Origin of the sequence: Agrobacterium albertimagni AOL15, assembly GCF_000300855.1 — a bacterium.
GTDB classification, from domain to species: Bacteria; Pseudomonadota; Alphaproteobacteria; order Rhizobiales; family Rhizobiaceae; genus Allorhizobium; species Allorhizobium albertimagni.
In genome coordinates, this window is record NZ_ALJF01000016.1 from 17,730 (window position 1) to 38,360 (window position 20,631).

Sequence of the window (20,631 nt, forward strand, 5' to 3'; positions counted from 1 at the left end):
AGGAGTCAGGCCGGAGCCGACAGGATCTCCTCGGCTTCCTCCCGCTCCATATCGAGCACGCGTTTGGCGAGATCGAAGCTGAAGCCCTGGCGCGCGAAAGAGGCGATCTCCTTGCTCCAACGCGCTTCATCTGCCTCGACATCCGGGCGACGAAAGGGGCCAAAGGCTTTCTTTCGAGCATAGACGACAGCCGAGCGAAGATCGTCCGCGTCGACGAGGACGGCCTCCACAATACTGCGGTCGACACCCTTCTCCGCGAGCTTGCGGGCAATCACACGCTTGGATCGACCGCTGCGTGCCGCCGAATTCGCCCGGATCTCGGCATAGTTCTGGTCGTCGAGCGCCTTCATGCTGCGGCCGAAGGCAAGAGCGGCCTCCGCTAGCGCATTGACCTGACCCTCGCTGATATCCTCGAATTTGCTGCGCGCCTTGCGCTTGATCGCGTCGGAAAGCTCGCGCTCGGTCATCATGCGTTTCGCGAGCCGGTAGGCGGCGGAATTCTTCGCCCAGGCCAGCATGCGAGGCGTGGGCTGATCGGAGGCTTGCGACGGATCATCCATCTTTTCCGTCTTCCAGCTGCATCTGCATCTGCATCTGCATCTGCATCTGCAGCTGTGGCCCGGTCAATGGGATCGGAGCCAGTCGTTCAGTTCCGCCTCGGCGCGCTCGAGGGCGCTGTAGTTCAACAGCTTGCGCAGAAGCGCGACCGTCACGGCCCTAGCCCTCAGGTTGAAGCGTCCTTCGTCGCTGTCTTCGACCGACATCTGGTAGACGCCGAGTTTTTCGTAAAGCTGCTGCAGCCGGTTCTGGACGCTGCGGATCGACAGGCCCCGTCGGCGGGCGATGGTGCGGTCCGTCAATCCGAGCGCGATGTCGACGAGGATCTCGTATTCGCTGTCGCTGAAGCCCCTCACCTGTCCGAGGCTCTTCTGCTGCATGCCACGCACTTCGCGATCGATGACGCATTGCGCCTCGACGAAGATACTGCGCAGCGCGAGTTTCAACCGCTCATCGGAGGCTGATTTCAGGACGTAGCCATAAGCCGCGCCGTCCGGCACAATGCGGGAGACGCCACGCACATAGGCCTCGTCGGAATAGTTCGACCAGAAGAGGATGCGGGTATCGGGTCGTTCCTTCCAAATGGTACGCGCTGCCTCGATGCCATTGCGGGCGTTCATCTGCAGGTCCATCACGATATGGGCGGACTTGTGCTCACGGGCCATCTTCTCGCCATCGGCGCCGTTTTCTGCCTCGAGCACATCGCGGCATTCCGGCAGTGCTGAACAGACCGCTTCCAAGAGATAGGAGCGATGCAGGGGATCATCCTCCACGATCAGAACCTTCATGCATCATCTCCCTTTGCTGCCATTGCCTGCAAGGGGAGAGGCAGTTGCACCCGGACAGTCGTCCCCTCGCCCTCCCGGTTTGCGCCAATGGTGAACTTGGCCGAGATCAGCCGCGCCCGCGTCATCATGTTGTCGATGCCTCCGCCCTCGCCTCGGCCGCCACGTGACAGGCCGCGTCCATCATCGGCGACTTCGACGACAACAGCGCAGTTGCTCGCTCGCAGACGGACCTCAAGATCGCTGGCCTGCGCATGGCGAACCGCATTGTTGATGGCCTCCTGCGTGATCCGAAACAACGCGATCCGAACCGTCTGATCCAGGAGATCGATGACACCGTCGCTGTCGTCCACCAGACGCCAGGACAAAGATGCCCCCTGATCTCGAACGGCCCGATCGAGATGGTTCTCGATCGCATGGGCAAAGCCGAAAAGCTGCAAGACAGCCGGTTTCGCCTCCTCGATGATCTCACGCAAATTCTGCATGCATTGCTGCAGACTGCGGGCTACGGGCTCAAGCATCTCTCCACTCAGGTCCTTCTCCTGCATCATCCTGTCGACCCGGCGCGACAGGCGCGTCAGGTCGGCAAGCGTCTGGTCGTGCAGGTCCATGCCGATGCGTTGCCGCTCGCTTTCGAGCGCCTCGGTGAGGTTGAGGGCCCCCAGTCGCAAGCCTTCCTCGCGAGCGCGCGCCTCGGCCTCGATGATGGCCGACTGCTTGGCCTGTTCAGCGGCTCGAAGGGCAAAGAAATAGGGGGATAGGAGGTCGGCGATCGACTGGGCGTTTTCGACATCCTGTGACGAGTAGAAATCCACCTGATGCGAGGAGCAGCTCAGCGCGCCGATAACTTCGCCGCCCACCTTCAGCGGCACATGGATGCGGCTGCGCAGGTTGTGCTCGAAGATCGGACGGGTAAAGGGCGTATCGACGTGGTAGCGGGTTTCCAGCTGTGCATCTGCCGTCAGAAGGAAGTCTATCTCGCCCCAGAGCAGGGTGCGGATCGGGCTGCTGGCAACCGGTGCGGGCGTCGTCTGGCCCCAGAAGGTGTCGAGGCCGGTCTCGTAAGCGGTGTGATAGAGCCCGTTGACCATGGTGATGCAGACATCGAGGTGGTCATGGGGAACGATATGCGATACCTCCATGCCCACGGCCTTGATGGCCGAGCGGAAATCGAGCTGACCGGCCAGGAGCCTGGATATGCCGAGATAGTGATCGAGCAGCGCTGACGGCGCGATCTTGAGCATCATGTCCTCCCCGCGACCACTCCCACGGCCGCATCTCCTTCATAACACATCTCGATAGGGTGGTCGCCCTGCGGGATCCCGCAGGACTTTGCGTAATTCCCGCAAACGTCCTGCCGTCCCGAACCTGTACAGGCGTCGCTGTTCGCTCCATCCTGATCCTGCCGAGATGAGGAACTCGGCGGGGAGTTCAGACCGGGACATAACCGGCTGTTTGGAGGAAACCGGCGACACGCGCGCCGGACAACAGGGAGTGAGATCATGAAGACCAGCAGACCCCTTCTGGCGAGCGCGGCACTGTGCCTTCTCGCCACATCCATGCCGGCATTGGCCGACACTTCGGGCAAGAAGATCGCCCTTTCGAACAACTATGCCGGCAATTCCTGGCGTCAGGCCATGCTGACCAGCTGGGAAAAAGTGACCGGTGAAGCTGTGAAGGCCGGACAGGTCGCAGCAGCCGACGCCTTCACCACCGCTGAAAACCAGGCGACCGAACAGGCAGCCCAGATCCAGAACATGATCCTGCAGGGCTATGACGCTATCGTCATCAACGCTGCCTCGCCGACGGCACTCAACGGTGCGGTCAAGGAAGCCTGTGACGCCGGCATCACCGTCGTCTCCTTCGACGGCATCGTGACCGAACCCTGCGCCTGGCGCATCGCCGTCGACTTCAAGGAAATGGGCCGCAGCCAGGTCGAATATCTCTCCGGCAAGCTGCCGCAGGGCGGCAACCTGCTCGAGATCCGTGGCCTTGCCGGCGTCTTCGTCGACGACGAGATCTCGGCCGGCATTCATGCAGGTGTCGAGCAGTTCCCGCAGTTCAAGATCGTCGGCTCCGTGCATGGCGACTGGGCGCAGGACGTCGCGCAGAAGGCCGTCGCCGGCATCCTGCCGAGCCTGCCGGAAATCGTCGGCGTCGTGACCCAGGGCGGTGACGGTTATGGTGCGGCCCAGGCGATCGCTGCCGCCAACCGTCCGATGCCCGTCATCGTCATGGGCAACCGCGAGGACGAGCTGAAATGGTGGAAGGAACAGAAGGACGCCAACCAGTATGAGACCATGTCGGTCTCGATTGCGCCCGGCGTTTCCACGCTTGCCTTCTGGGTCGCCCAGCAGATCCTCGACGGCAAGGAAGTCAAGAAAGACCTCGTCGTTCCCTTCCTGCGCATCGACCAGGACAACCTGGAAGCCAACCTGGCCAACACCCAGGCCGGCGGCGTCGCCAATGTCGAGTATTCGCTCGAAGACGCCCAGAAGGTCATCGGCTCTGCGATGTAACCGACCGGAAACCTCCCCGAACCGTCCGGCCTTCGGGCCGGGCGGTGTGGGGGATCCACCTTGGCAAATGTAGCAAAGAGTAATTCAGCATGAATGCCATGCTCGATAAGGGCGATGGACGGCCCGTCGTCAGCGTTACCGATGCGAGAGTGAGTTTCGGCGCGGTAAAGGCGCTGGACGGCGTCACGCTGGAGATCGGGGCTGGAGAATGCGTCGGCCTCGTCGGCCACAATGGCGCCGGCAAATCCACCATCGTCAACGTCATCAATGGCGGGCTGACGCCGCATGAGGGTGCCATCCGATATGGTCACGGCAGCGGAGGCCACAGCATCAATGCCGCCCGCGATGCCGGCATTCGCTGCGTCTTCCAGGAGCTGTCGCTCTGCCCGAACCTGACGATCGTGGAGAATACCCGCATCATGCATCGCAGCCTGAAGGGCTGGGGCTGGCGCAAGCGGGGTGCTGCCTTCATCGAAAGCAAGCTCGAGGAAATATTCCCCGGCCATTCCATCGACTGCCACGAAGCAGTCGGCAACCTCACCATCGCGGAACGCCAGATGGTGGAGATCGCGATCACCTTCTGCGAGATCGGCAGCCCAGTGCGACTCGTCATCTTGGACGAGCCGACCTCGTCGCTGGATGCGCGGCTTGCGGAGCAGTTGCTCGCCTATGTCGAGCGCTTTGTGCGCGACGGCGGCTCGATCCTGTTCATCTCCCACATTCTCGGCGAGATACTCTCGGTTTCCAGCCGCATCGTCGTCATGAAGGACGGCAAGGTGGTCAGCCAGAGACCGGCCGAGGAGTTTTCGGAGCACGGGCTGATCGAAGCGATGGGCAGCGTGGTGAAGACGCGGCAAGCTCGCACGAACCTGCTGAGGACGGACATGGCAAGTGTGCTGACAGCTGCACCGGTGCGCGGACGCGGCCTCCCCTTCCAGGCGATGAAGGGCGAAATCGTCGGTTTTGCCGGTCTCGGCGGGCACGGTCAGACGGACATGCTGGTCGGCCTGTTCGAAGCCCGAACCGGCAACTGGCTGCGCGCCAGTGACCCCGAAGTCGCGTTCGTCGCAGGCGACCGTGCCGTCAACGGTACCTTCACGCTCTGGAGCATCTTGAGAAACCTCAGCATCTGCATCCTGCCGGATCTGTCGCGGCTTCAGACCCTGGATATCAATCGGGAGGAAACGCTGGGGCAGACCTGGAAGGACCGGATCGGCATCCGCACCCCCGACATGGACAACCCGATCCTGTCGCTCTCTGGCGGAAACCAGCAGAAGGTTCTCTTCGCCCGGGCGCTCGCAAGCCGCGCGCCCGTGGTCTTGATGGACGACCCGATGCGCGGCGTCGACTTTGGCACCAAGCAGGAGGTCTATGCGATCCTGCGCCAGGAGGCGGACGCAGGGCGGACCTTCGTCTGGTACTCGACCGAGATGGACGAAGTCTGCCTCTGCGACCGCGTCTACGTGTTCAACAACGGCATGATCGTTGCCGAACTGAAGGGCGACGAGGTGACGGAAGAAAACATCCTCTCCGCCTCTTTCCAGGAGGCCGCATGACGAGGTTCCTCTCCGCCGACGGCCTGCGCCTCGTCATCCCGGCCCTGTCACTGGTCGGACTGCTCGCGGCGGTCTTCTATCTCCAGCCGAGGGCCATGAGCTACACAGGGCTCAACCTGCTGTTCAATCTGGCCGTTCCGATTGCACTCGCGACCATCGCGCAGATGCTGATCATGACGGTCAACGACCTCGATCTGTCGATGGGCACCTTCGTCAGCTTCGTCGCCTGTGTGACGGCTACATACCTGCAGTCTTCTCCCCTGCTGGGCGTCCTCATCCTGATGGCAGCGATCGGCGTCTATGCTCTGATCGGCGTGATGATCTATCTGAGGGATCTGCCGTCGATCGTCGTGACGCTCGGTATGAGCTTCGTCTGGGGCGGGCTTGCCGTGCTGATCCTGCCGGCGCCGGGCGGTGAGGCGCCGGGCTGGATCCGCGCAATCATGACGGTCAAGCCGCCGCTCGTCCCGATGGCGATCGTTGCCAGCGTCCTGATCGCCGTTGTCAGCCACTATGTCATCATGCGCTCGTCCTTCGGCGTTGTCTTGCGCGGGGTGGGCGGCAATAGCCGCTCGGTTGCCCGGGCCGGATGGTCGATCATAGTGGCACGTGCGGCCGTCTATGGCCTTGCCGGTTTCTTTGCGGTGCTCGCCGGCATGGCGCTGGTGGGGCTGACCACTTCAGCAGACGCCAACATCGCGCTGCGCTACACGCTGCTCTCGATCGCCGGCGTCATTCTCGGCGGCGGCGAATTCGTCGGCGGGCGCGTGTCGCCGATCGGTGCCGTCATCGGTGCGCTCACCCTGACACTGGCCGGCTCCTTTCTGTCCTTCCTGCGGATCTCGCCGGACTGGCAGATCGGCGCGCAGGGGGCGATCCTGATCCTGGTGCTGACGCTGCGTCTTGCCCTCAATCGCGCCGAAGGCCGGAAGGGCAAGTCATGACCCAGGCACTCTCCACGCTCTTCTCGCGGACCTGGATCTGGTCGTTCATCGCGGCCGCCAGCGTCTTCCTCGTCACCATCGTCTTCACGGGCGGCGCAAGCACCGTCGGGCTTGCACAGGCGGCGCTGACCTTCGGGGCCTTCTCGGTGCTCGTCGGTCTCGGGCAGATGCTGGTGATCACGCTCGGTCCTGGCAATATCGACCTCTCGGTTCCGGCCAACATGACACTCGCCGCGACCGTGTCGCTCAAGGTCATGAATGTCGAGAACAGCATGATCCTGACCGGGCTGCTGGTCGCCATCGGAGTTGGGGTCGCAATCGGGATTGGCAATTACGCGCTGATCAAGCTCTTGCGCATTCCGCCGATCATCGCGACGCTGTCGATGAGCTTCATCGTGCAGTCGACGGCGATCTGGACGAACCGGGGACTGCGCATCAAGCCGCCGAGCTGGCTTGCCGACTTCACGACCTCGTCTACGGCTGGCGTTCCCAACGTCGCGCTCGTCGCCTTGGTGTTCTCCGTCATCGTCTGGTACGTCCTCAACCGCACGGTCTATGGACGCTCGATCGCCGCGATCGGCCAGAGCATCCGTGCCGCCCGCATGGCCGGGATCCCGATCGATGGAACGCGGCTTCTCACCTATCTGCTCTGCGCCGTGCTCGCCTCGCTCTGCGGCTATCTGCTCGCCAGCTTTTCCGGCGGTGCGGCGCTCAACATGGGCACAGAATATCTGCTGATGTCGATCGCCGTCGTCGTCATCGGCGGCACGGCGGTTGCCGGCGGCAATTCGAATGTTCCGGGGATATGGGGCGCCTCGCTCTTCATGTTCCTTGTCGTTTCGATGCTGAATACCTACGGTTTTGGTGCCGGCATCCGCCTCATTCTCACCGGTCTCATCATCATCGCCGTCATCATGCTGCCGACCACCCGCAGCGCCGGCAAAACCTGAAGCGCTCCAGGACTGTCCCATGGAAAATCCACACTACGAGATCCGCGACCCCCGCTTCCGCGACCTGCTCGTTTCCAGCGCCGCCCTCGAAGAGCTTTACTCGGGCTGCCGATGGGCCGAGGGCCCCGTCTGGTTCAATGATGGCGGCTATCTGCTGTTCAGCGACATACCGAACGAACGCGTCCTGCGCTGGGTCGAGGGTGCTGGAACATCCGTTTATCGCGCGCCGTCGCAGTTCATCAACGGCAATACGCGCGACCGTGAGGGACGTCTCGTTTCCTGCGAACATGGTGGGCGCCGCGTGATCCGCACCGAGATCGACGGCGCGGTTACGACCCTGGCCGATCGGCACGACGGCAAGCGGCTGAACTCCCCCAATGACGTCGTGGTGAAATCAGATGGTTCTGTCTGGTTCACCGACCCGTCTTACGGCATTCTCTCTGACTACGAGGGCTACAAGGCCGACGAGGAACAGGCGAGCCGCAACGTCTACCGGCTCGATCCTTCGACCGGCGAGCTCAGCGTCATGATCGACGATTTCCTGCAGCCGAACGGCCTTTGCTTCTCGCCAGACGAGCGTCTGCTCTACGTCGCCGATTCCGGCGCCAGCCACAAACCGGACGCGCCGCGCCATATCCGGGTGTTCGATGTGGCGGATGGAAAGCAGCTGACGAACGGACGCGTCTTTGCCCATATCGACAAAGGCATTCCCGACGGCATGCGGACGGATATGGAAGGAAATCTCTGGTCGAGCGCTGCCGACGGCGTGCATTGCTTCCATCCCGACGGCACCCTACTCGGCAAGATCCTGGTCCCCCAGGCGGTCGCCAACCTGACCTTCGGCGGACCGAAGAAGAACCGCCTGTTCATCACGGCCTCGACATCGCTCTATGCGATCTACACCGCGACACGGGGCGCCCAGACGCCCTGAGGAGTGCTTGATTTCCTGAACAAGCAAGACCGCCCGTTCAGGAGAACGGGCGGTCGCGCGGCGTTACCACGTGTGGGGTATGGTACTACCGGACCGGCCTGGCGGCGGCCGATGAGGCGATTACGTGATCAACACCGATCACGCGATCATGGATTTGAAGGCTTCGGCCTGGCTCTCTACCCAGCTTTCGAAGCTTTGCGGCTCCGTGCCCGTCAGGGTCTTGAAGTCACCGGTGATGCCTGCCAGACCGCCGTTTCCGACCATGGTGTCGATAGAGGCAAAGACGCGCGCGACGGGTTCAGGCAGACCGGCTCCGACCATGCCCTGGACGAGACCTTCGACCGGAACATCGATCACGGTGATCTCCTTGCCGGCAGCGGCAGAGATGAGGGACGCCATTTCGCGATGCGTGTAGGAAGAGGAGCCCGTCAGCGTGTAGACGGTCTTTTCCTTGTCTGCGGCGACGAGCGCTGCGGCCGTGGCGCGACCGATGTCATCGCGTGAAATGTGCGCCACCTTGCCGTCGCCGGCTGCCGAATACCAATGGCCGGAGGCAAGTGCGGGGCCCGCGCTCATCATGACGTTCTCGAAATACCAGTTGTTGCGCAGAATGGTCCAGGCCGGGATCGAGCTTGCCTCGATGGCCGCTTCCGTCCCTTCATGATCGGGCGCGAAGAGCAGAGCGGAGTTCACCGGTTCCGGCATCGAGGTATAAAGCAGATGGCGGACACCCGCCTTTTCTGCTGCTGCAACGGCCGCACGATGCTGAACCAGGCGATGTCCCGGACGGTCGAGCGTATCCGTGCTGATGATCAGCACCTTTTCGGCTTCGGCGAAGGCTGCTTCCATGGACGCGGCATCGTCGAAATCGACCCGGCGCACCAACACGCCCTTTGCAGCAAGGTCTACCAGTTGCTCCGGCTTGCGGCTGGCAGCGATGATGTCGCCTGCGGCTACGCCCGAGGTTTCAAGGAGATGATGAACGACGCGCTGGCCGAGCTGGCCCGATGCGCCGGTGACGAGATATTTCGCGGTCATGGTTCTCTCATTGTCTGGTCCCCAAACTTTAGGGATGGTTTAATTTTCAGAGTAGGTCTAAATTGCAGACCATGCTTCTGCCGTAAAGTAGGCAGTTTTTTAGAACCAAGTTCTGAGGACCGTACCGATGACAGCACATGGGAAGATGAAGACCGATTACACGGCGGCGATCCGTTCGGTGATGGCCATGATCGAGACGCCGGCGAACACGGTTTTCGATCCCGGGAATTGCCCGGTTCGCGATGTCTTTTCCCATATCGGTGACAAATGGGCTTCCCTCATCCTGCAGACGCTCGGCTACAGGCCGCATCGTTTCGGCGAGCTGAAGCGGGCGATCCCCGACATCTCGCAGGCCATGCTCACGGGTACATTGCGCAGCCTCCAGCGCGACGGTCTGGTGCATCGCGAGGTCTTCCCGACCCAACCACCGAGTGTCGAATACAGCCTGACGGAGCTGGGACAATCCCTATTGGGCCCGGTCGCGGCCCTGGTGGTCTGGACGGCCGAACATCACGGTCGCATCCGCGAGGCACGGGCCCTCTATGATTCCGACAATCCACCCGTGAAGAAGAAGGTCGCAGCCGCCTGACCGACATGCTTCGCCGGTCAGGAATTTGCTAACCATGCAGATGAACGAAAACGATACGCAGCACACATAAATTACCCCCCTGATATATGGGGGTATATTATGTTCAGACGATTTCTCTGCGACCGCAGTGGCAATTTCGGCGTCTTAACGGCGATCCTACTGGTGCCCGTCATCGGAGCCGCGGGCCTCGCCATCGATATAAGCAACGCGCTGACGGTGCGAAGCACCCTGCAGGCGGCCGCCGACGCGGCTGCGATCGCAGCCGTTGCCGAAACCTCCGCCGGCGTCATGCAGGCGATGCAGATGAAATCCGACGGACAGCTGTCGGCAGCGATCGCAGATGCCAAGAAGGTGTTTCTCGGTCACGCCAAGATGTCTCACCACTACGAACTCAAGAATTTCGATGTGGAGGTCGTCAAGAGCGGGACTCAGTTGAAAGCCGTCTTCACTTTCGACGCGACCGTTCCGACCACACTGGCACGGGTCATGGGGCAAAAGGACGTGACCGTCAGCGGCAAGGCCGAAGCCGTCTATCAGACAGACACCTTCCGGGACTTCTACCTGCTTCTCGACAATACGCCGTCCATGGGTGTCGGAGCGACTCCGGCGGATGTCACCAAGATGGTCAACAACACCGCGGACAAGTGCGCCTTCGCTTGCCACATCGTCAGAAACGGTGTCGAGGACACAAACAGCTACTATTACCTCGCCAAGAAACTCGGCGTGACGATCCGCATCGACGTCGTGGCCAAGGCGACAGCGGCCCTGATGGACACGGCCAAGAAGTCGCGCAAGAGCTCCAACCAGTATCGCATGGCCGTCTACACCTTCGGCGAACGGGCCGAGGACACCAAGTTGCTGGAGGTCTCCGCGCTCACCGACAATCTCGATCAGGTGCAGACCAAGGCGTCCAAGATCGGGCTGATGTCGATCCCCTGGCAGGGCTATGACAACGACCAGCAGACCGATTTCGACCGCGCCCTCAAGAGTATCGGCGATCTCATGGGCGCGTCAGGCACCGGCGCTTCTGCGAGTGATCCGGAAAAGATCGTGTTCTTTGTCTCGGATGGAGTGGGCGACGCCTACAAGCCAAGCACCTGCACCAAGAAGACGACCAATGGGCGCTGTCAGGAGCCGATCGACACGACGCAATGCGAAGCCCTGAAGAAGAAGGGCTATCGGATCGCCGTTCTCTATACGACCTATCTGCCGCTTCCCACGAACGACTGGTACAAGAAGTGGATCAGCCCGTTCCAGTCCGAAATCCCGACGCGCATGCAGTCTTGCGCATCGCCGGGTCTCTATTTCGAGGTGAGCCCAAGCGAGGGGATTGCAGACGCCATGAATGCGCTGTTCCTCAAGATCGTTAGCACGCCACGGATCACGAGCTGAAAAGACGATCGGGAGGGCTCAGTTCCCTGACATGGGGAAGCGCTGCAAAGACACGGTATTGCCATCGCTGAACGCCAGGCCTTCGCGCTCGAAGGCCTCGCGGATCGCGCTGAGCGAAGCTGGCCGTGTCGAACGCTCCCCCTCCCCCTCGATCCGCCTGATCGACGAAACCGATACGCCGGACTGCCGGGAGAGGTCTTCCAGGGTCCATTGCAACATGGCCCGTCCCGCCCGGATCTGCATCGGGGTCACCGTGGGATCGGTGGCAGAGCCGCCATTGCCCAACATGGCGAAGTCCTGATGCCGGATGATCATGCCCAGCCATTCATGCGAGCGTCCGCCCTTGTGGAGGACCGGCACCGCGCGAGCATGAAACCATTCATATTCACCGTCCGCACGGCGGATGCGCTGATTGGACCTGTAGGGGGAGAGCGAGGTCACGGCCTGTTGCCAGGCGGCGCTCACCGCGTCGCGATCATCCGGGTGAACCGCGCTCAGCCAGTTCCCGTCAAGCATGTCTGATTCACGCTGCCCGGTGAGCGTCGCCCATCCATGAGAAAACACGGGCTCGCCAGCCGCCGTCGCGCGCCATTCCATGGTTGCGACTGTGCCGATCAATGCTCTGTAGCGGCCGGTGCTTTCATCCAGCGCCTGACGGCTCTCATGCTGTTGCGAGACGTCCTGCAGCAGACCGATGGCGCGGGCCGGTCGTTGCTCGGCGTCGAGCACCACTTCGGATCGAAACTCGATCCAGCGCACGGTCCTGTCACCGCGGATGATGCGGAAATTCCGGTTCACCGGCACGCCGGAGCGTATCAGCGACCAGATATCCTCGCAGTATGTGCGATCCTCGGGGTGCACCTGATCGATCAGGTCGATCATTCGGAACGGTCGGGCCTGCTCGAGCCCGATCACGCGCAGGAGACCCGGGCTGCAGCTGCATTGACCGGTGATGAGATCACAGGTCCAGAAGCCGGTATTGCCGTGTTCTTCCACGAGTTTCAGGAAATGGGTGGACGAAACGCCTGATATCTTCCTTCCGGCTGCAGACGCGTCTCCGTCTTGTCCGGAAGAAGCATCACCCAGGGCGGTATCAAGAAAAGTTCTCATTGCTGTTCGGCAAAGTCCATCATGCGTCCGACGGGAAAGGCCTCGAGCTTGGCCTGTTGGCATCTTTTCCCTTGAACGCGGACGCTAGCGAGGCCGAAGTCTGCCGACAAGTGTGAAATGAAAGATTGTTCGGAACGCGTGTCGCCTAAGTCACCGCCGCATGCATCAGCAAAGACGCAGGCAGCAGGCTTGTTGTTGTCGCACGATCATGGCAGGAAGCTTGCAGACGAGCATCACGAGAGAGCCATTAGCATGTCGAACGTCATCAAGTTCGAGCGCCCGCCCGAAGAAAAGCCGCCGAAGCCGAAAGCCAGTCTTCCCCCTTCGATGCGGAAAATCCTGATCTGGGCAGGGATCGTCGCGGCTTTCGGGCTTGCCTGGGCCTATTTCACGCTCTTTGGTGGCGGCGCTGCGGCGCCGGCTTGAGCCAATCCTTTCAGACCGGCTTCACAGCGTCCGGAACCAGCGCTCCCCGGGCGCCGATCACTCTGCCCGCCAGTCTGGCACCGGCACAGACCGCATCCTGAACCGATGCGCCTTTCAGTTCTGAAGCGAGATAACCCGCGTTGAAACTGTCCCCGGCAGCGGTCGTATCAACGACATGCTCGATCGATGGGACCGAGAAGCGGGAGACTTCACCACTGCTGGCAGCAAATGTGACGTCATCGGCTCCGTTCTTGACGATGACCCTTCGAGCCCCTTCCGCCTGATAACGTTTCGCCGTCGCCGTCGGATCGGCGTCGCCAAACCATGTCGCCTCGTCCTCGAATGACGGGAGGCAGAGGTCACTGACAGCCGCGGCGCGATGCACCCAGCCGCGCATGGTCTCCGGATTGTCCCAGAGACGTGGCCGCAGATTGGGGTCGAAGACAACAGTGCCGCCCTTGCCCGCGAACTGGCCGAGCGCCTCGATCAGCGTCAGTCGATCCTGGTTCGAGAGAATGGCCAGGGTGATACCGGACCAGTAGGCGAGATCCGCACCGTCGAGCGCAAGGTGGAGGGCTGCAGGATCACTCGCGAGCCGCTTTGCGGCACTGTCGTTGCGCCAATAGGTGAAACTGCGCTCGCCGTTCTTCAAGGTGATGTAGTAGAGCCCGATCGTCTTGTCGGCCAGGCGACGGACATGCTCGGTCCCGATGCCCTCATTGTTCAGGAAATCCACCATCCTGTCGGAGAGCCCGTCGGTGCCGACGGCGCTCACATAATCGACCTGCCAGTCCTTCCCCAGACTCTGACGCAGGTAATAGGCGGTGTTCAGCGTATCTCCGGCAAAACCCATGCTGAGGGTGCCGGGCGAACCCGTCTCCGAAAGCTCGCCCATGCATTCGCCGATCGATACGATCCGTCCCATCTTCATCCCCCGCCTTGTCGCTTCCCGTTCCTACCTAGCGCGCCAGCCACCCGCCGTCGACGGGCAGGATCGTGCCATGCACATAAGCCGAGGCATCTGAGGCAAGGAAAACTGCGGCACCGCCGAGTTCCTCCGGATTGCCCCAGCGGCCTGCCGGGATCCGGCCGAGAATGTCGGTGGACCGCTTCGGATCTTCCCGCAGAGCCGTCGTGTTGTTGGTGACGAAATAGCCCGGCGCAATCGCGTTCACATTGATGCCCTTGTCGGCCCATTCACAGGCTAACAGACGGGTGAGACCCGCCAGGCCGCTCTTGGACGCCGTGTAGGAGGGGATGCGGATGCCCCCCTGGAAGGAGAGCATGGACGCGATGTTGATGATCTTGCCGCGGGAATTGGGGATCATGCGCTTGGCAGCAGCCTGAGAAAGGAAGAAGGCCGTCTTCAGGTTGACGTCCATGACCGCGTCCCAGTCGGCCTCGGTGAAATCGATGGCATCGGCACGCCGGATGATGCCCGCATTGTTGACGAGAATATCGACGGAGCCGAAAGCGGATACCGACGCTTCGACGATGTCGTCGACCGGATCGATGGTCGACAGATCGGCGGAGAAGGAGGCGAAACGTCCACCTGCAGAGGCAATCATGGCCTCGGTTTCGCTCATGCCCGATCGGCCGACGCCGAGAACAGCGGCACCAGCAGCGGCCAGTGCCACGGCAATGGCTTGGCCGATACCTGTGTTTGCTCCGGTGACGATGGCCGTGCGGCCCGAAAGGTCGAAGGAAGGTTTCATGATGCTGCTCCCGGAATATCTGGAAAGGATCGCCTGTTCGATCTAGGCGTCGATGAAAAGCTCGGGATCGAGATCCCCGATATCGTCCAGCTCCTCGGTCATGCGGCCGATATGCTGGCTCATGGCCAGTACCGCCGCGCCGTCGTCGCGGACACGGATCCCGTCGATGATCGCTGCATGCTCGGCAATGACGATATCCAGCCGCCCCGTGCGAGGCAGTGTGATGAAACGATAGCGGTCGATATGGACCTTGACCTGCGCGATGACAGTCCAGATTCCGGGGTAGCCGGCGATATTGGCGATCAACTGGTGGAATTCGGTGTCGATCCGGTGGAAGAGCGGAATGTCACCGGCCTCGGCCGCCTCTATCAAGGCCGACTGATTGTCTTCGAGCGAGCGCAACCGGCTGCCATCTTTCATCGCGGCAATGGCGAGCGAGACAGTGGTCGCCTCAAGCGCCTTGCGGATCAGGATCGCCTCGTAGAGCGCACGGCGGGGGATGCGGGAGACGAATGTGCCGGACTGGGGATAGATCTCGACGAGCCCCTCATCCGCCAGCCGCAGCAGGGCTTCGCGCACAGGCGTGCGGCTGACGCCGAAGCGCTGACCGAGCTGCTTCTCGTTCAGGGTGTCCAGCGGCTTCAACTGGAGGCGGACGATTTCGTCCTGCAAGATCGCATGGATCCGGGTCGCGGCACGTCCGTCACGCGTTCGTCCGCGATGATGTTCGACGGGAACGGTGCGCATTTTTCCAGCGTGCTTCTCTGTCTCCGGCATCGCACCCTCCCAACTGAAATATTAGTATATCAGTTTTCGAGGCGTGTAAATGTCGGGGCAGCTTCGTCTACAGGCGTCTCGTTTTGTTTTTGCGCTGCAGAACTGGCGACACCATGCCCCCCTGCCCTGCTTCGCGACGTCAACCTCGTGGGATGGCCGCACCGAAGCCTGCACTCAGAGGCGCCCGCTGGTCATCGTGAATGCGGTACCGCCGAGCCAGCCCGTCAGTAACCTCAGCTGAGACCCATATAGCGGCCGGGCTTGTGGTTGATGGCGAGGATCAGATTCGCGATGGCAGCGCCCAGAACCGACAGCGCCAGCCGGTCGGCCGGCAGCACGAAGAATGCGATTGCGAGGATCGTCAGGTCGACGCCGAGCTGGAAGTAGCCGGCGCGGAGCCCTGTCTTGTCCTGCAGATACATGGCGAGGATGTTGATGCCGCCGAGACCTGTGCGGTGGCGGAAGAGCATCAGCAGCCCCGTGCCGATCAGTCCGCCGCCGATCACCGTGGCGTAGAGCGGATCGAGATAGGAAAAATCGATCCACTGGCCGTTCAGCTTCGACAGGATCGATACAAGGGCCACGGCGGTGAAGGTCCGGAGCGTGAAAGCCCAGCCCATGCGCTTTACCGCCAGGATGTAGAAGGGCAGATTGACGATGAAGAAGATCACCCCAAAGCCCCAGCCGCTTACATAGGACAAGAGCAGCGCGAGGCCGGCGCTCGATCCGACCGTCAGCATGGTCTCGGTATAGATCAGCGTTCCAAGCGAGACGAACATCGTGCCGGAAATCATCGCGAGCACGTCTTCATAGAGGCGATGGCGCTCGGCGCCCGCCTGATTCAAGGTTGTCGTGGTCATGATCTCAGCCCAGAAGCGGTTTCAGAACAGCGGCGACGCGCGGAATATCTTCGCTCTTCAAGCCCGCAATGTTGATGCGACCAGAGGTCGGCATGTAGATGCCGTGTTCCTTGCGGAGCGCCAGCACGTCGGCCTCCTTGAGCGGCAGGAGCGAGAACATGCCCTGCTGCTCGGCGATCTGCGGCGCCAGCTGCCAACCATCCCCGAGGGCTGCCGCCAGTTCGCGGCGGAGGCCATTGAGACGGTCGCGCATGCTGTTCAGCTCGTCGATCCAGTCCTGACGCAGGCTTTCGGTCGAGAGGATCGTTCGCACAACGGCCGCACCGTGATCAGGCGGCATGGAATAGCTGGTGCGCGCCATGGTCACGAGGTTCGAGCGGGCGATGTCGGCCGCATCCTGCGTCTCGGCGACAGCAAAGATGGCGCCCGTACGTTCACGATAGATGCCGAAGGACTTGGAGCAGGAGACGGCAACCAGCGCTTCCGGCACTGCGGCGATGATCGTGCGCAGACCAGCGGCGTCTTCCTCGATGCCGGCGCCAAAGCCCTGATAGGCGGAATCGATCAGCGGTACGAGGCGACGCTCGGCGATCACCGCGGCCAGTTCTTCCCACTGGGCTGATGTCAGCGTGGCGCCTGTCGGGTTATGGCAGCTCGCATGAATAAGCACGGCATCACCACGCGGCGCACTGCTCAGCGCCTTCATCATGCTAGCGAAACGGACGTCCTGGGTCGGCACGTCGAAATAGGGATAGGTCTCGACGCTGAGGCCGGTGGCGCCGAAGATACCGGCATGGTTCGGCCAGCTGGGCAGGCCGAGATGGATGCGGCCGCTGCCCGCGCGGGCAATGAGATCCGAGGCGAGACGCAGCGCGCCCGAACCGCCGGGGGTCTGAACGCCCGCGGCGAACTTGCCCTGTCCCTTGCCGCCGACGAGATCCCAGAGCAGGTCGAGGAAGACCCGGTCACCTTCCGGCGCCACATAGGACTTGCTGTCCTGCTTCTCCAACAGCTCCTTCTCGGCTGCCTTCACCGAGCGCATGACCGGCGTGCGACCAAGATCGTCACGGTAGACACCGACACCGAGGTCGATCTTGTCGGCGCGATGATCGGCATTGTAGAGCCCGATCAGGGCAAGCAACGGGTCATTGGGCTGGGAGGCGAGCTTGTCGAACATCGGGGACCTTCGTCAAAATGCGATTGTGTTGGACGAGAGATATCAAGTTTGCCGCGCAAAGTCTCTGCGGATTTCATGTCCGGCACCAACTGAACTTAAGACACATTGCCAGAAATGGTATTTTGACGATAGAATTTTGCGTAATTATGGACAGTAGAGATCGACAATGGAAGCTGAGAGCGCGACCCTGGACAGGATCGATCGAAAGATCATCGCCTGCCTTCTGGACGATGCGAGCCTGAACAATGCAGAACTCTCCGAGCGTGTCGGGCTGACCGCGGCTCCCCTTTCGCGCCGGCTTGCCCGTCTCTATTCGAGCGGGATCATCCGGCAGGCAATCGTCGTCGATGCGCCGCGGGTGGGCCTGGGCTTGCAGGCCTTCGTGGAAATCACTCTCGATCGCACGACGCCGCAGGTCGGCGAGCGTTTCATCGACCATGTCGGCAAACTGCCGGAAGTGGTGGAGATTCATGCCGTTGCCGGCGGCTTCGATTTTCTCCTGAAAATCTCGGTGCGCGACATGACGGACTACAAGCGCCTGATCTGGCAGGAGTTCGATCGTCTGGCCGAGATCAAGACAATCAGGTCGACGATGGTGTTCGACAGTCCGAAGATCTCCTACGGCTATCTGCCGTAAGAAAAAGGGCGCCCTGTCGGCGCCCTTTGTCATTGCATCAAGCTTCAGAAAGCTATCAACCGGCCGCCGTTGCCAACCGACGCTTGGCCATACGGGCGCGGATCGATTCCACATCGGCACGTGGCGTCGCGGCAAACAGCGTGCGCGTGTATTCGTGCTGCGGATCCGAGAAGACCGCATCGCGCGTGCCGTATTCCACGGCCTCACCGTAGTACATCACCATCACCTCGTCGGCGATGTAGCGCACGACCGAGAGGTCGTGGCTGATGAAGACATAGGTCAGGCCGAACTCTTCCTGCAGGTCGGCAAGCAGGTTCAGGACCTGAGCCTGGACCGAGAGGTCGAGCGCGGAAACGGGTTCGTCGAGCACGAGCAGCTTCGGATTGAGCATCAGTGCACGGGCGATCGCGATACGCTGGCGCTGGCCGCCCGAGAACATGTGCGGGTAGCGGTTGTAGTGCTCAGGCCCCAAGCCGACCTTGACCAGCATCTCGGTTGCGCGTTCGCGACGTTCCGCAGCGCTCATCTTGGTGTTGATGAGCAGCGGCTCGCCGAGCACGTCGCCGATCTTCTGGCGCGGATTGAGCGAACCATAGGGGTTCTGGAAAACGATCTGCACTTTCTGGCGCATGTCGGCGGTCAGATGGCCCGGACGGGTATCGACCTTCTGGCCGTCGATCAGCAATTCACCCGCCGTCGGCTCGTCGATGAAGGTCAGAATGCGGGCAAGCGTGGACTTGCCACAGCCGCTCTCGCCGACGATGGCGAGCGTCTCGCCCTTGTCGAGCTTGAAAGAGACGCCCTTCACCGCATGGACGATCTTGTCGTCCTTGAACATGCCCTGCGGCACGCGATAATCGCGCTTGATGTCGCGGATCTCGAGCATCGGGGTTTGTGTGGTGGTCATGCGGCACCTCCCGTTTCAGCGGCGGCCAGGAAGTCGGAGACCGTCGTCAGGCGGTCGCCGGTGGCGTTTTCCGGAAGTGCGGAAAGCAGCGCACGGGTATAGGGGTTCTTCGGGTTTTCGAAGAGCGAGAGCACGTCGGCTTCCTCCATCTTCTTGCCCTTGTACTGGACGATGACGCGGTCGGCGGTCTCAGCCACCACGGCCATATCATGGGTGATCATGATCAGACCCATGCCGGTTTCCGTCTGGATTTTCATCAGAAGGTCGAGGATCTGCTTCTGGATCGTCACGTCGAGCGCGGTTGTGGGCTCGTCGGCGATCAGGAGCTTCGGATTGCAGGCGATCGCGATCGCGATCATCACGCGCTGGCACTGGCCGCCCGACATCTGGTGCGGAAAGTGGTTTAGGCGTTCCGCAGGATCCGGCAGGCCCACCAGCTTGAAGAGTTCGATGGCGCGCTCGCGGCGCTCCTTCGCTCCAAGGCCCATGTGCAGGCGCAGGACTTCCTCGATCTGGAAGCCGACGGTGAAGCAGGGATTGAGGCTCGCCACCGGCTCCTGGAAGATCATGGCCACGTCCTTGCCGATCAGCTTGCGCCGTTCGGCGGCCGAGATCTTCTGGATGTCGCGCCCCAGGAATTCCATCTTGTCGGCGGTGATCTTCGCCGTCCAGGGCAGAAGGCCCATGACGGCGAGCATGGCGACCGACTTGCCGGAGCCGCTTTCGCCGACGATGGCCAGCACTTCACCCGGTGCGACAGACATCGACACTCCGTCGACGGCCTTGAACCAGCCACTGGCCGTCTCGAACTGGACGGTGAGGTTCTGAATCTCGAGAAGTGCCATGATCAGGACCTCTTCAGCTTGGGATCGAGCGCATCGCGCAGGCCATCACCCATGAGGTTGATGGCGAGAACGGTGATCAGGATGGCGAGACCCGGGAAGGTCACGACCCACCATGCGCGCAGGATGAATTCGCGCGCTTCGGCGAGCATCGTGCCCCATTCGGGAGCCGGCGGCTGGGCGCCCATGCCGAGGAAGCCGAGGGCAGCCGCATCGAGGATGGCATTGGAGAAGGACAACGTCGCCTGGACGATCAGCGGCGCCATGCAGTTCGGCAGGATCGTCTTGAACATCAGGCGGAAGGGGCTTGCACCTGCAAGGCGGGCGGCCGTCACATAGTCGCGCGTCTTTTCCGACATCACCGCTGCGCGGGTCAGACGGACGAAATGCGGCTGCAAGACAAGCGCGATTGCGATCATGCCATTGGTCAAGCCGGGACCGAGGATCGCAACGAGCACGAGGGCCAGCAGCAGCGACGGGAAGGCCAGGATGATGTCCATCAGGCGCATGATCGCCGTGTCGAGCCAGCCACCGTAGTAACCGGCGATGACACCGATTGCGATGCCTGTTGTCAGCGACAACGTGGTGACGAAAACGCCGATGAAGAGCGAATACTGCGAGCCGTAGATCAGGCGGGACAGGATATCGCGGCCGACCGGGTCGGTGCCGAGCGGATAGCTCCAGTTGCCACCTTCCAACCAGGCCGGCGGCAGGAGAACTGCGTTGCGGTATTGCTCGAAAGGCGAATGCGGTGCGATGACGCCGGCGAAGACGGCGATCAGCACGAGGGCAACGAAAACGACGAGGCCCATGACGGCACCGCGGTTTTCGGAGAAGTAGAACCAGAACTCGGCCAGCATCTGGCGGCGCATCTGAGCGCTCGAAACCGGCTGGCTGACTGTTGTCTCTGCCATGGGA

At 61.8% G+C, this 20,631-nt stretch carries 23 protein-coding genes; 10 read left to right on the forward strand and 13 right to left on the reverse strand.

Annotated elements, in window-relative coordinates; genetic code table 11:
- Positions 1 to 5: 5 nt before the first annotated feature.
- From QWE_RS19415 to QWE_RS19425, 3 genes are all read right to left on the reverse strand, one after another.
- Positions 6 to 560 (reverse strand): regulatory protein RecX, encoded by a 555-nt coding sequence (locus QWE_RS19415; protein ID WP_006727880.1) that lies wholly within the window; start codon positions 558 to 560, stop codon positions 6 to 8.
- A 63-nt stretch (positions 561 to 623) separates the two neighbouring features.
- A complete protein-coding gene (locus tag QWE_RS19420; RefSeq protein ID WP_006727881.1) occupies positions 624 to 1,346 on the reverse strand; it encodes a response regulator transcription factor in 723 nt (240 codons plus the stop codon).
- Positions 1,343 to 2,587, reverse strand: coding sequence for a GAF domain-containing sensor histidine kinase (locus tag QWE_RS19425; RefSeq protein WP_040300735.1), 1,245 nt, complete (start codon positions 2,585 to 2,587; stop codon positions 1,343 to 1,345). The genes QWE_RS19420 and QWE_RS19425 overlap by 4 nt, the downstream gene beginning before the upstream one ends.
- Before the next feature lie 258 nt (positions 2,588 to 2,845).
- On the opposite strand from QWE_RS19425, the gene QWE_RS19430 reads away from it, so the two are divergent.
- From QWE_RS19430 to QWE_RS19450, 5 genes are all read left to right on the forward strand, one after another.
- On the forward strand, positions 2,846 to 3,862 hold the full coding sequence (locus QWE_RS19430) for an ABC transporter substrate-binding protein (protein WP_006727883.1): 1,017 nt from the start codon (positions 2,846 to 2,848) through the stop codon (positions 3,860 to 3,862).
- Positions 3,863 to 3,951: 89 nt separating this feature from the next.
- Positions 3,952 to 5,418 carry an ATP-binding cassette domain-containing protein gene (locus tag QWE_RS19435; RefSeq protein WP_006727884.1) on the forward strand — a complete coding sequence of 489 codons (1,467 nt, stop codon included), beginning with the start codon at positions 3,952 to 3,954 and terminating at the stop codon, positions 5,416 to 5,418.
- Entirely contained in the window at positions 5,415 to 6,362 is a 948-nt protein-coding gene (locus tag QWE_RS19440) for an ABC transporter permease (RefSeq protein ID WP_006727885.1), read from the forward strand. The genes QWE_RS19435 and QWE_RS19440 overlap by 4 nt, the downstream gene beginning before the upstream one ends.
- Positions 6,359 to 7,312 carry an ABC transporter permease gene (locus tag QWE_RS19445; protein WP_006727886.1) on the forward strand — a complete coding sequence of 318 codons (954 nt, stop codon included), beginning with the start codon at positions 6,359 to 6,361 and terminating at the stop codon, positions 7,310 to 7,312. Before QWE_RS19440 ends, QWE_RS19445 begins: the two co-directional genes overlap by 4 nt.
- Positions 7,313 to 7,331: 19 nt before the next feature.
- Positions 7,332 to 8,243, forward strand: a complete 912-nt coding sequence (locus tag QWE_RS19450) for an SMP-30/gluconolactonase/LRE family protein (RefSeq protein ID WP_006727887.1) — start codon at positions 7,332 to 7,334, stop codon at positions 8,241 to 8,243.
- A 138-nt stretch (positions 8,244 to 8,381) separates the two neighbouring features.
- On the opposite strand, the gene QWE_RS19455 is transcribed toward QWE_RS19450, so the two are convergent.
- Entirely contained in the window at positions 8,382 to 9,281 is a 900-nt protein-coding gene (locus tag QWE_RS19455; protein WP_006727888.1) for an SDR family oxidoreductase, read from the reverse strand.
- 181 nt (positions 9,282 to 9,462) lie between these two features.
- On the opposite strand from QWE_RS19455, the gene QWE_RS19460 reads away from it, so the two are divergent.
- Together QWE_RS19460 and QWE_RS19465 are read left to right on the forward strand one after the other, a co-directional pair.
- Entirely contained in the window at positions 9,463 to 9,870 is a 408-nt protein-coding gene (locus QWE_RS19460) for a winged helix-turn-helix transcriptional regulator (protein WP_052018236.1), read from the forward strand.
- A 99-nt stretch (positions 9,871 to 9,969) separates the two neighbouring features.
- Positions 9,970 to 11,262, forward strand: a complete 1,293-nt coding sequence (locus tag QWE_RS19465) for a TadE/TadG family type IV pilus assembly protein (RefSeq protein WP_006727890.1) — start codon at positions 9,970 to 9,972, stop codon at positions 11,260 to 11,262.
- An 18-nt stretch (positions 11,263 to 11,280) separates the two neighbouring features.
- Here the strand turns inward: QWE_RS19465 and QWE_RS19470 are convergent, their stop codons facing one another.
- Entirely contained in the window at positions 11,281 to 12,144 is an 864-nt protein-coding gene (locus QWE_RS19470; RefSeq protein WP_240532589.1) for a PAS domain-containing protein, read from the reverse strand.
- On the opposite strand from QWE_RS19470, the gene QWE_RS25500 reads away from it, so the two are divergent.
- Together QWE_RS25500 and QWE_RS25505 are read left to right on the forward strand one after the other, a co-directional pair.
- On the forward strand, positions 12,118 to 12,291 hold the full coding sequence (locus QWE_RS25500; protein ID WP_167539705.1) for a hypothetical protein: 174 nt from the start codon (positions 12,118 to 12,120) through the stop codon (positions 12,289 to 12,291). The two genes, QWE_RS19470 and QWE_RS25500, sit on opposite strands and share 27 nt — an antisense overlap.
- Positions 12,292 to 12,624: 333 nt before the next feature.
- Entirely contained in the window at positions 12,625 to 12,798 is a 174-nt protein-coding gene (locus QWE_RS25505; RefSeq protein WP_085942952.1) for a hypothetical protein, read from the forward strand.
- Between the two features lie 10 nt (positions 12,799 to 12,808).
- Here QWE_RS25505 and QWE_RS19475 read toward each other — a convergent pair whose 3' ends face one another.
- The 5 genes from QWE_RS19475 to QWE_RS19495 form a co-directional block, all read right to left on the reverse strand.
- Complete coding sequence (locus QWE_RS19475) at positions 12,809 to 13,723, reverse strand: sugar kinase (protein ID WP_100220954.1); 915 nt, start codon at positions 13,721 to 13,723, stop codon at positions 12,809 to 12,811.
- A 34-nt stretch (positions 13,724 to 13,757) separates the two neighbouring features.
- Complete coding sequence (gene kduD / locus QWE_RS19480; protein WP_006727893.1) at positions 13,758 to 14,513, reverse strand: 2-dehydro-3-deoxy-D-gluconate 5-dehydrogenase KduD; 756 nt, start codon at positions 14,511 to 14,513, stop codon at positions 13,758 to 13,760.
- Between the two features lie 42 nt (positions 14,514 to 14,555).
- Positions 14,556 to 15,290, reverse strand: a complete 735-nt coding sequence (locus tag QWE_RS19485) for a GntR family transcriptional regulator (RefSeq protein ID WP_100220952.1) — start codon at positions 15,288 to 15,290, stop codon at positions 14,556 to 14,558.
- A 233-nt stretch (positions 15,291 to 15,523) separates the two neighbouring features.
- Entirely contained in the window at positions 15,524 to 16,150 is a 627-nt protein-coding gene (locus QWE_RS19490; protein ID WP_006727895.1) for a DUF6198 family protein, read from the reverse strand.
- 4 nt (positions 16,151 to 16,154) lie between these two features.
- Positions 16,155 to 17,327, reverse strand: a complete 1,173-nt coding sequence (locus tag QWE_RS19495) for an amino acid aminotransferase (RefSeq protein WP_006727896.1) — start codon at positions 17,325 to 17,327, stop codon at positions 16,155 to 16,157.
- Between the two features lie 166 nt (positions 17,328 to 17,493).
- On the opposite strand from QWE_RS19495, the gene QWE_RS19500 reads away from it, so the two are divergent.
- Positions 17,494 to 17,964 carry an Lrp/AsnC family transcriptional regulator gene (locus tag QWE_RS19500; RefSeq protein ID WP_006727897.1) on the forward strand — a complete coding sequence of 157 codons (471 nt, stop codon included), beginning with the start codon at positions 17,494 to 17,496 and terminating at the stop codon, positions 17,962 to 17,964.
- Between the two features lie 55 nt (positions 17,965 to 18,019).
- Here QWE_RS19500 and QWE_RS19505 read toward each other — a convergent pair whose 3' ends face one another.
- The 3 genes from QWE_RS19505 to QWE_RS19515 are packed head-to-tail and all read right to left on the reverse strand — an operon-like array spanning position 18,020 to position 20,627.
- Positions 18,020 to 18,871 (reverse strand): dipeptide ABC transporter ATP-binding protein, encoded by an 852-nt coding sequence (locus tag QWE_RS19505; protein ID WP_006727898.1) that lies wholly within the window; start codon positions 18,869 to 18,871, stop codon positions 18,020 to 18,022.
- Positions 18,868 to 19,716 carry an ABC transporter ATP-binding protein gene (locus tag QWE_RS19510; protein WP_006727899.1) on the reverse strand — a complete coding sequence of 283 codons (849 nt, stop codon included), beginning with the start codon at positions 19,714 to 19,716 and terminating at the stop codon, positions 18,868 to 18,870. The genes QWE_RS19505 and QWE_RS19510 overlap by 4 nt, the downstream gene beginning before the upstream one ends.
- Positions 19,717 to 19,718: 2 nt before the next feature.
- On the reverse strand, positions 19,719 to 20,627 hold the full coding sequence (locus QWE_RS19515; protein ID WP_006727900.1) for an ABC transporter permease subunit: 909 nt from the start codon (positions 20,625 to 20,627) through the stop codon (positions 19,719 to 19,721).
- Positions 20,628 to 20,631 lie beyond the last annotated feature (4 nt).

Bases quoted from the DNA above. Each gene is read 5' to 3' on its own strand.
- QWE_RS19445 (WP_006727886.1), top strand. From the start codon at position 6,359: ATGACCCAGGCACTCTCCACGCTCTTCTCGCGGACCTGGATCTGGTCG.
- QWE_RS19485 (WP_100220952.1), bottom strand. From the start codon at position 15,290: ATGCCGGAGACAGAGAAGCACGCTGGAAAAATGCGCACCGTTCCCGTC.
- QWE_RS19455 (WP_006727888.1), bottom strand. From the start codon at position 9,281: ATGACCGCGAAATATCTCGTCACCGGCGCATCGGGCCAGCTCGGCCAG.
- QWE_RS19440 (WP_006727885.1), top strand. From the start codon at position 5,415: ATGACGAGGTTCCTCTCCGCCGACGGCCTGCGCCTCGTCATCCCGGCC.
- QWE_RS19515 (WP_006727900.1), bottom strand. From the start codon at position 20,627: ATGGCAGAGACAACAGTCAGCCAGCCGGTTTCGAGCGCTCAGATGCGC.
- QWE_RS25505 (WP_085942952.1), top strand. From the start codon at position 12,625: ATGTCGAACGTCATCAAGTTCGAGCGCCCGCCCGAAGAAAAGCCGCCG.
- QWE_RS19420 (WP_006727881.1), bottom strand. From the start codon at position 1,346: ATGAAGGTTCTGATCGTGGAGGATGATCCCCTGCATCGCTCCTATCTC.
- QWE_RS19505 (WP_006727898.1), bottom strand. From the start codon at position 18,871: ATGACCACCACACAAACCCCGATGCTCGAGATCCGCGACATCAAGCGC.
- QWE_RS19490 (WP_006727895.1), bottom strand. From the start codon at position 16,150: ATGACCACGACAACCTTGAATCAGGCGGGCGCCGAGCGCCATCGCCTC.
- kduD (WP_006727893.1), bottom strand. From the start codon at position 14,513: ATGAAACCTTCCTTCGACCTTTCGGGCCGCACGGCCATCGTCACCGGA.
- QWE_RS19435 (WP_006727884.1), top strand. From the start codon at position 3,952: ATGAATGCCATGCTCGATAAGGGCGATGGACGGCCCGTCGTCAGCGTT.
- QWE_RS19465 (WP_006727890.1), top strand. From the start codon at position 9,970: ATGTTCAGACGATTTCTCTGCGACCGCAGTGGCAATTTCGGCGTCTTA.
- QWE_RS19415 (WP_006727880.1), bottom strand. From the start codon at position 560: ATGGATGATCCGTCGCAAGCCTCCGATCAGCCCACGCCTCGCATGCTG.
- QWE_RS19460 (WP_052018236.1), top strand. From the start codon at position 9,463: ATGGCCATGATCGAGACGCCGGCGAACACGGTTTTCGATCCCGGGAAT.
- QWE_RS19425 (WP_040300735.1), bottom strand. From the start codon at position 2,587: ATGCTCAAGATCGCGCCGTCAGCGCTGCTCGATCACTATCTCGGCATA.
- QWE_RS19430 (WP_006727883.1), top strand. From the start codon at position 2,846: ATGAAGACCAGCAGACCCCTTCTGGCGAGCGCGGCACTGTGCCTTCTC.
- QWE_RS19495 (WP_006727896.1), bottom strand. From the start codon at position 17,327: ATGTTCGACAAGCTCGCCTCCCAGCCCAATGACCCGTTGCTTGCCCTG.
- QWE_RS19470 (WP_240532589.1), bottom strand. From the start codon at position 12,144: ATGATCGACCTGATCGATCAGGTGCACCCCGAGGATCGCACATACTGC.
- QWE_RS19500 (WP_006727897.1), top strand. From the start codon at position 17,494: ATGGAAGCTGAGAGCGCGACCCTGGACAGGATCGATCGAAAGATCATC.
- QWE_RS19475 (WP_100220954.1), bottom strand. From the start codon at position 13,723: ATGGGACGGATCGTATCGATCGGCGAATGCATGGGCGAGCTTTCGGAG.
- QWE_RS19450 (WP_006727887.1), top strand. From the start codon at position 7,332: ATGGAAAATCCACACTACGAGATCCGCGACCCCCGCTTCCGCGACCTG.
- QWE_RS19510 (WP_006727899.1), bottom strand. From the start codon at position 19,716: ATGGCACTTCTCGAGATTCAGAACCTCACCGTCCAGTTCGAGACGGCC.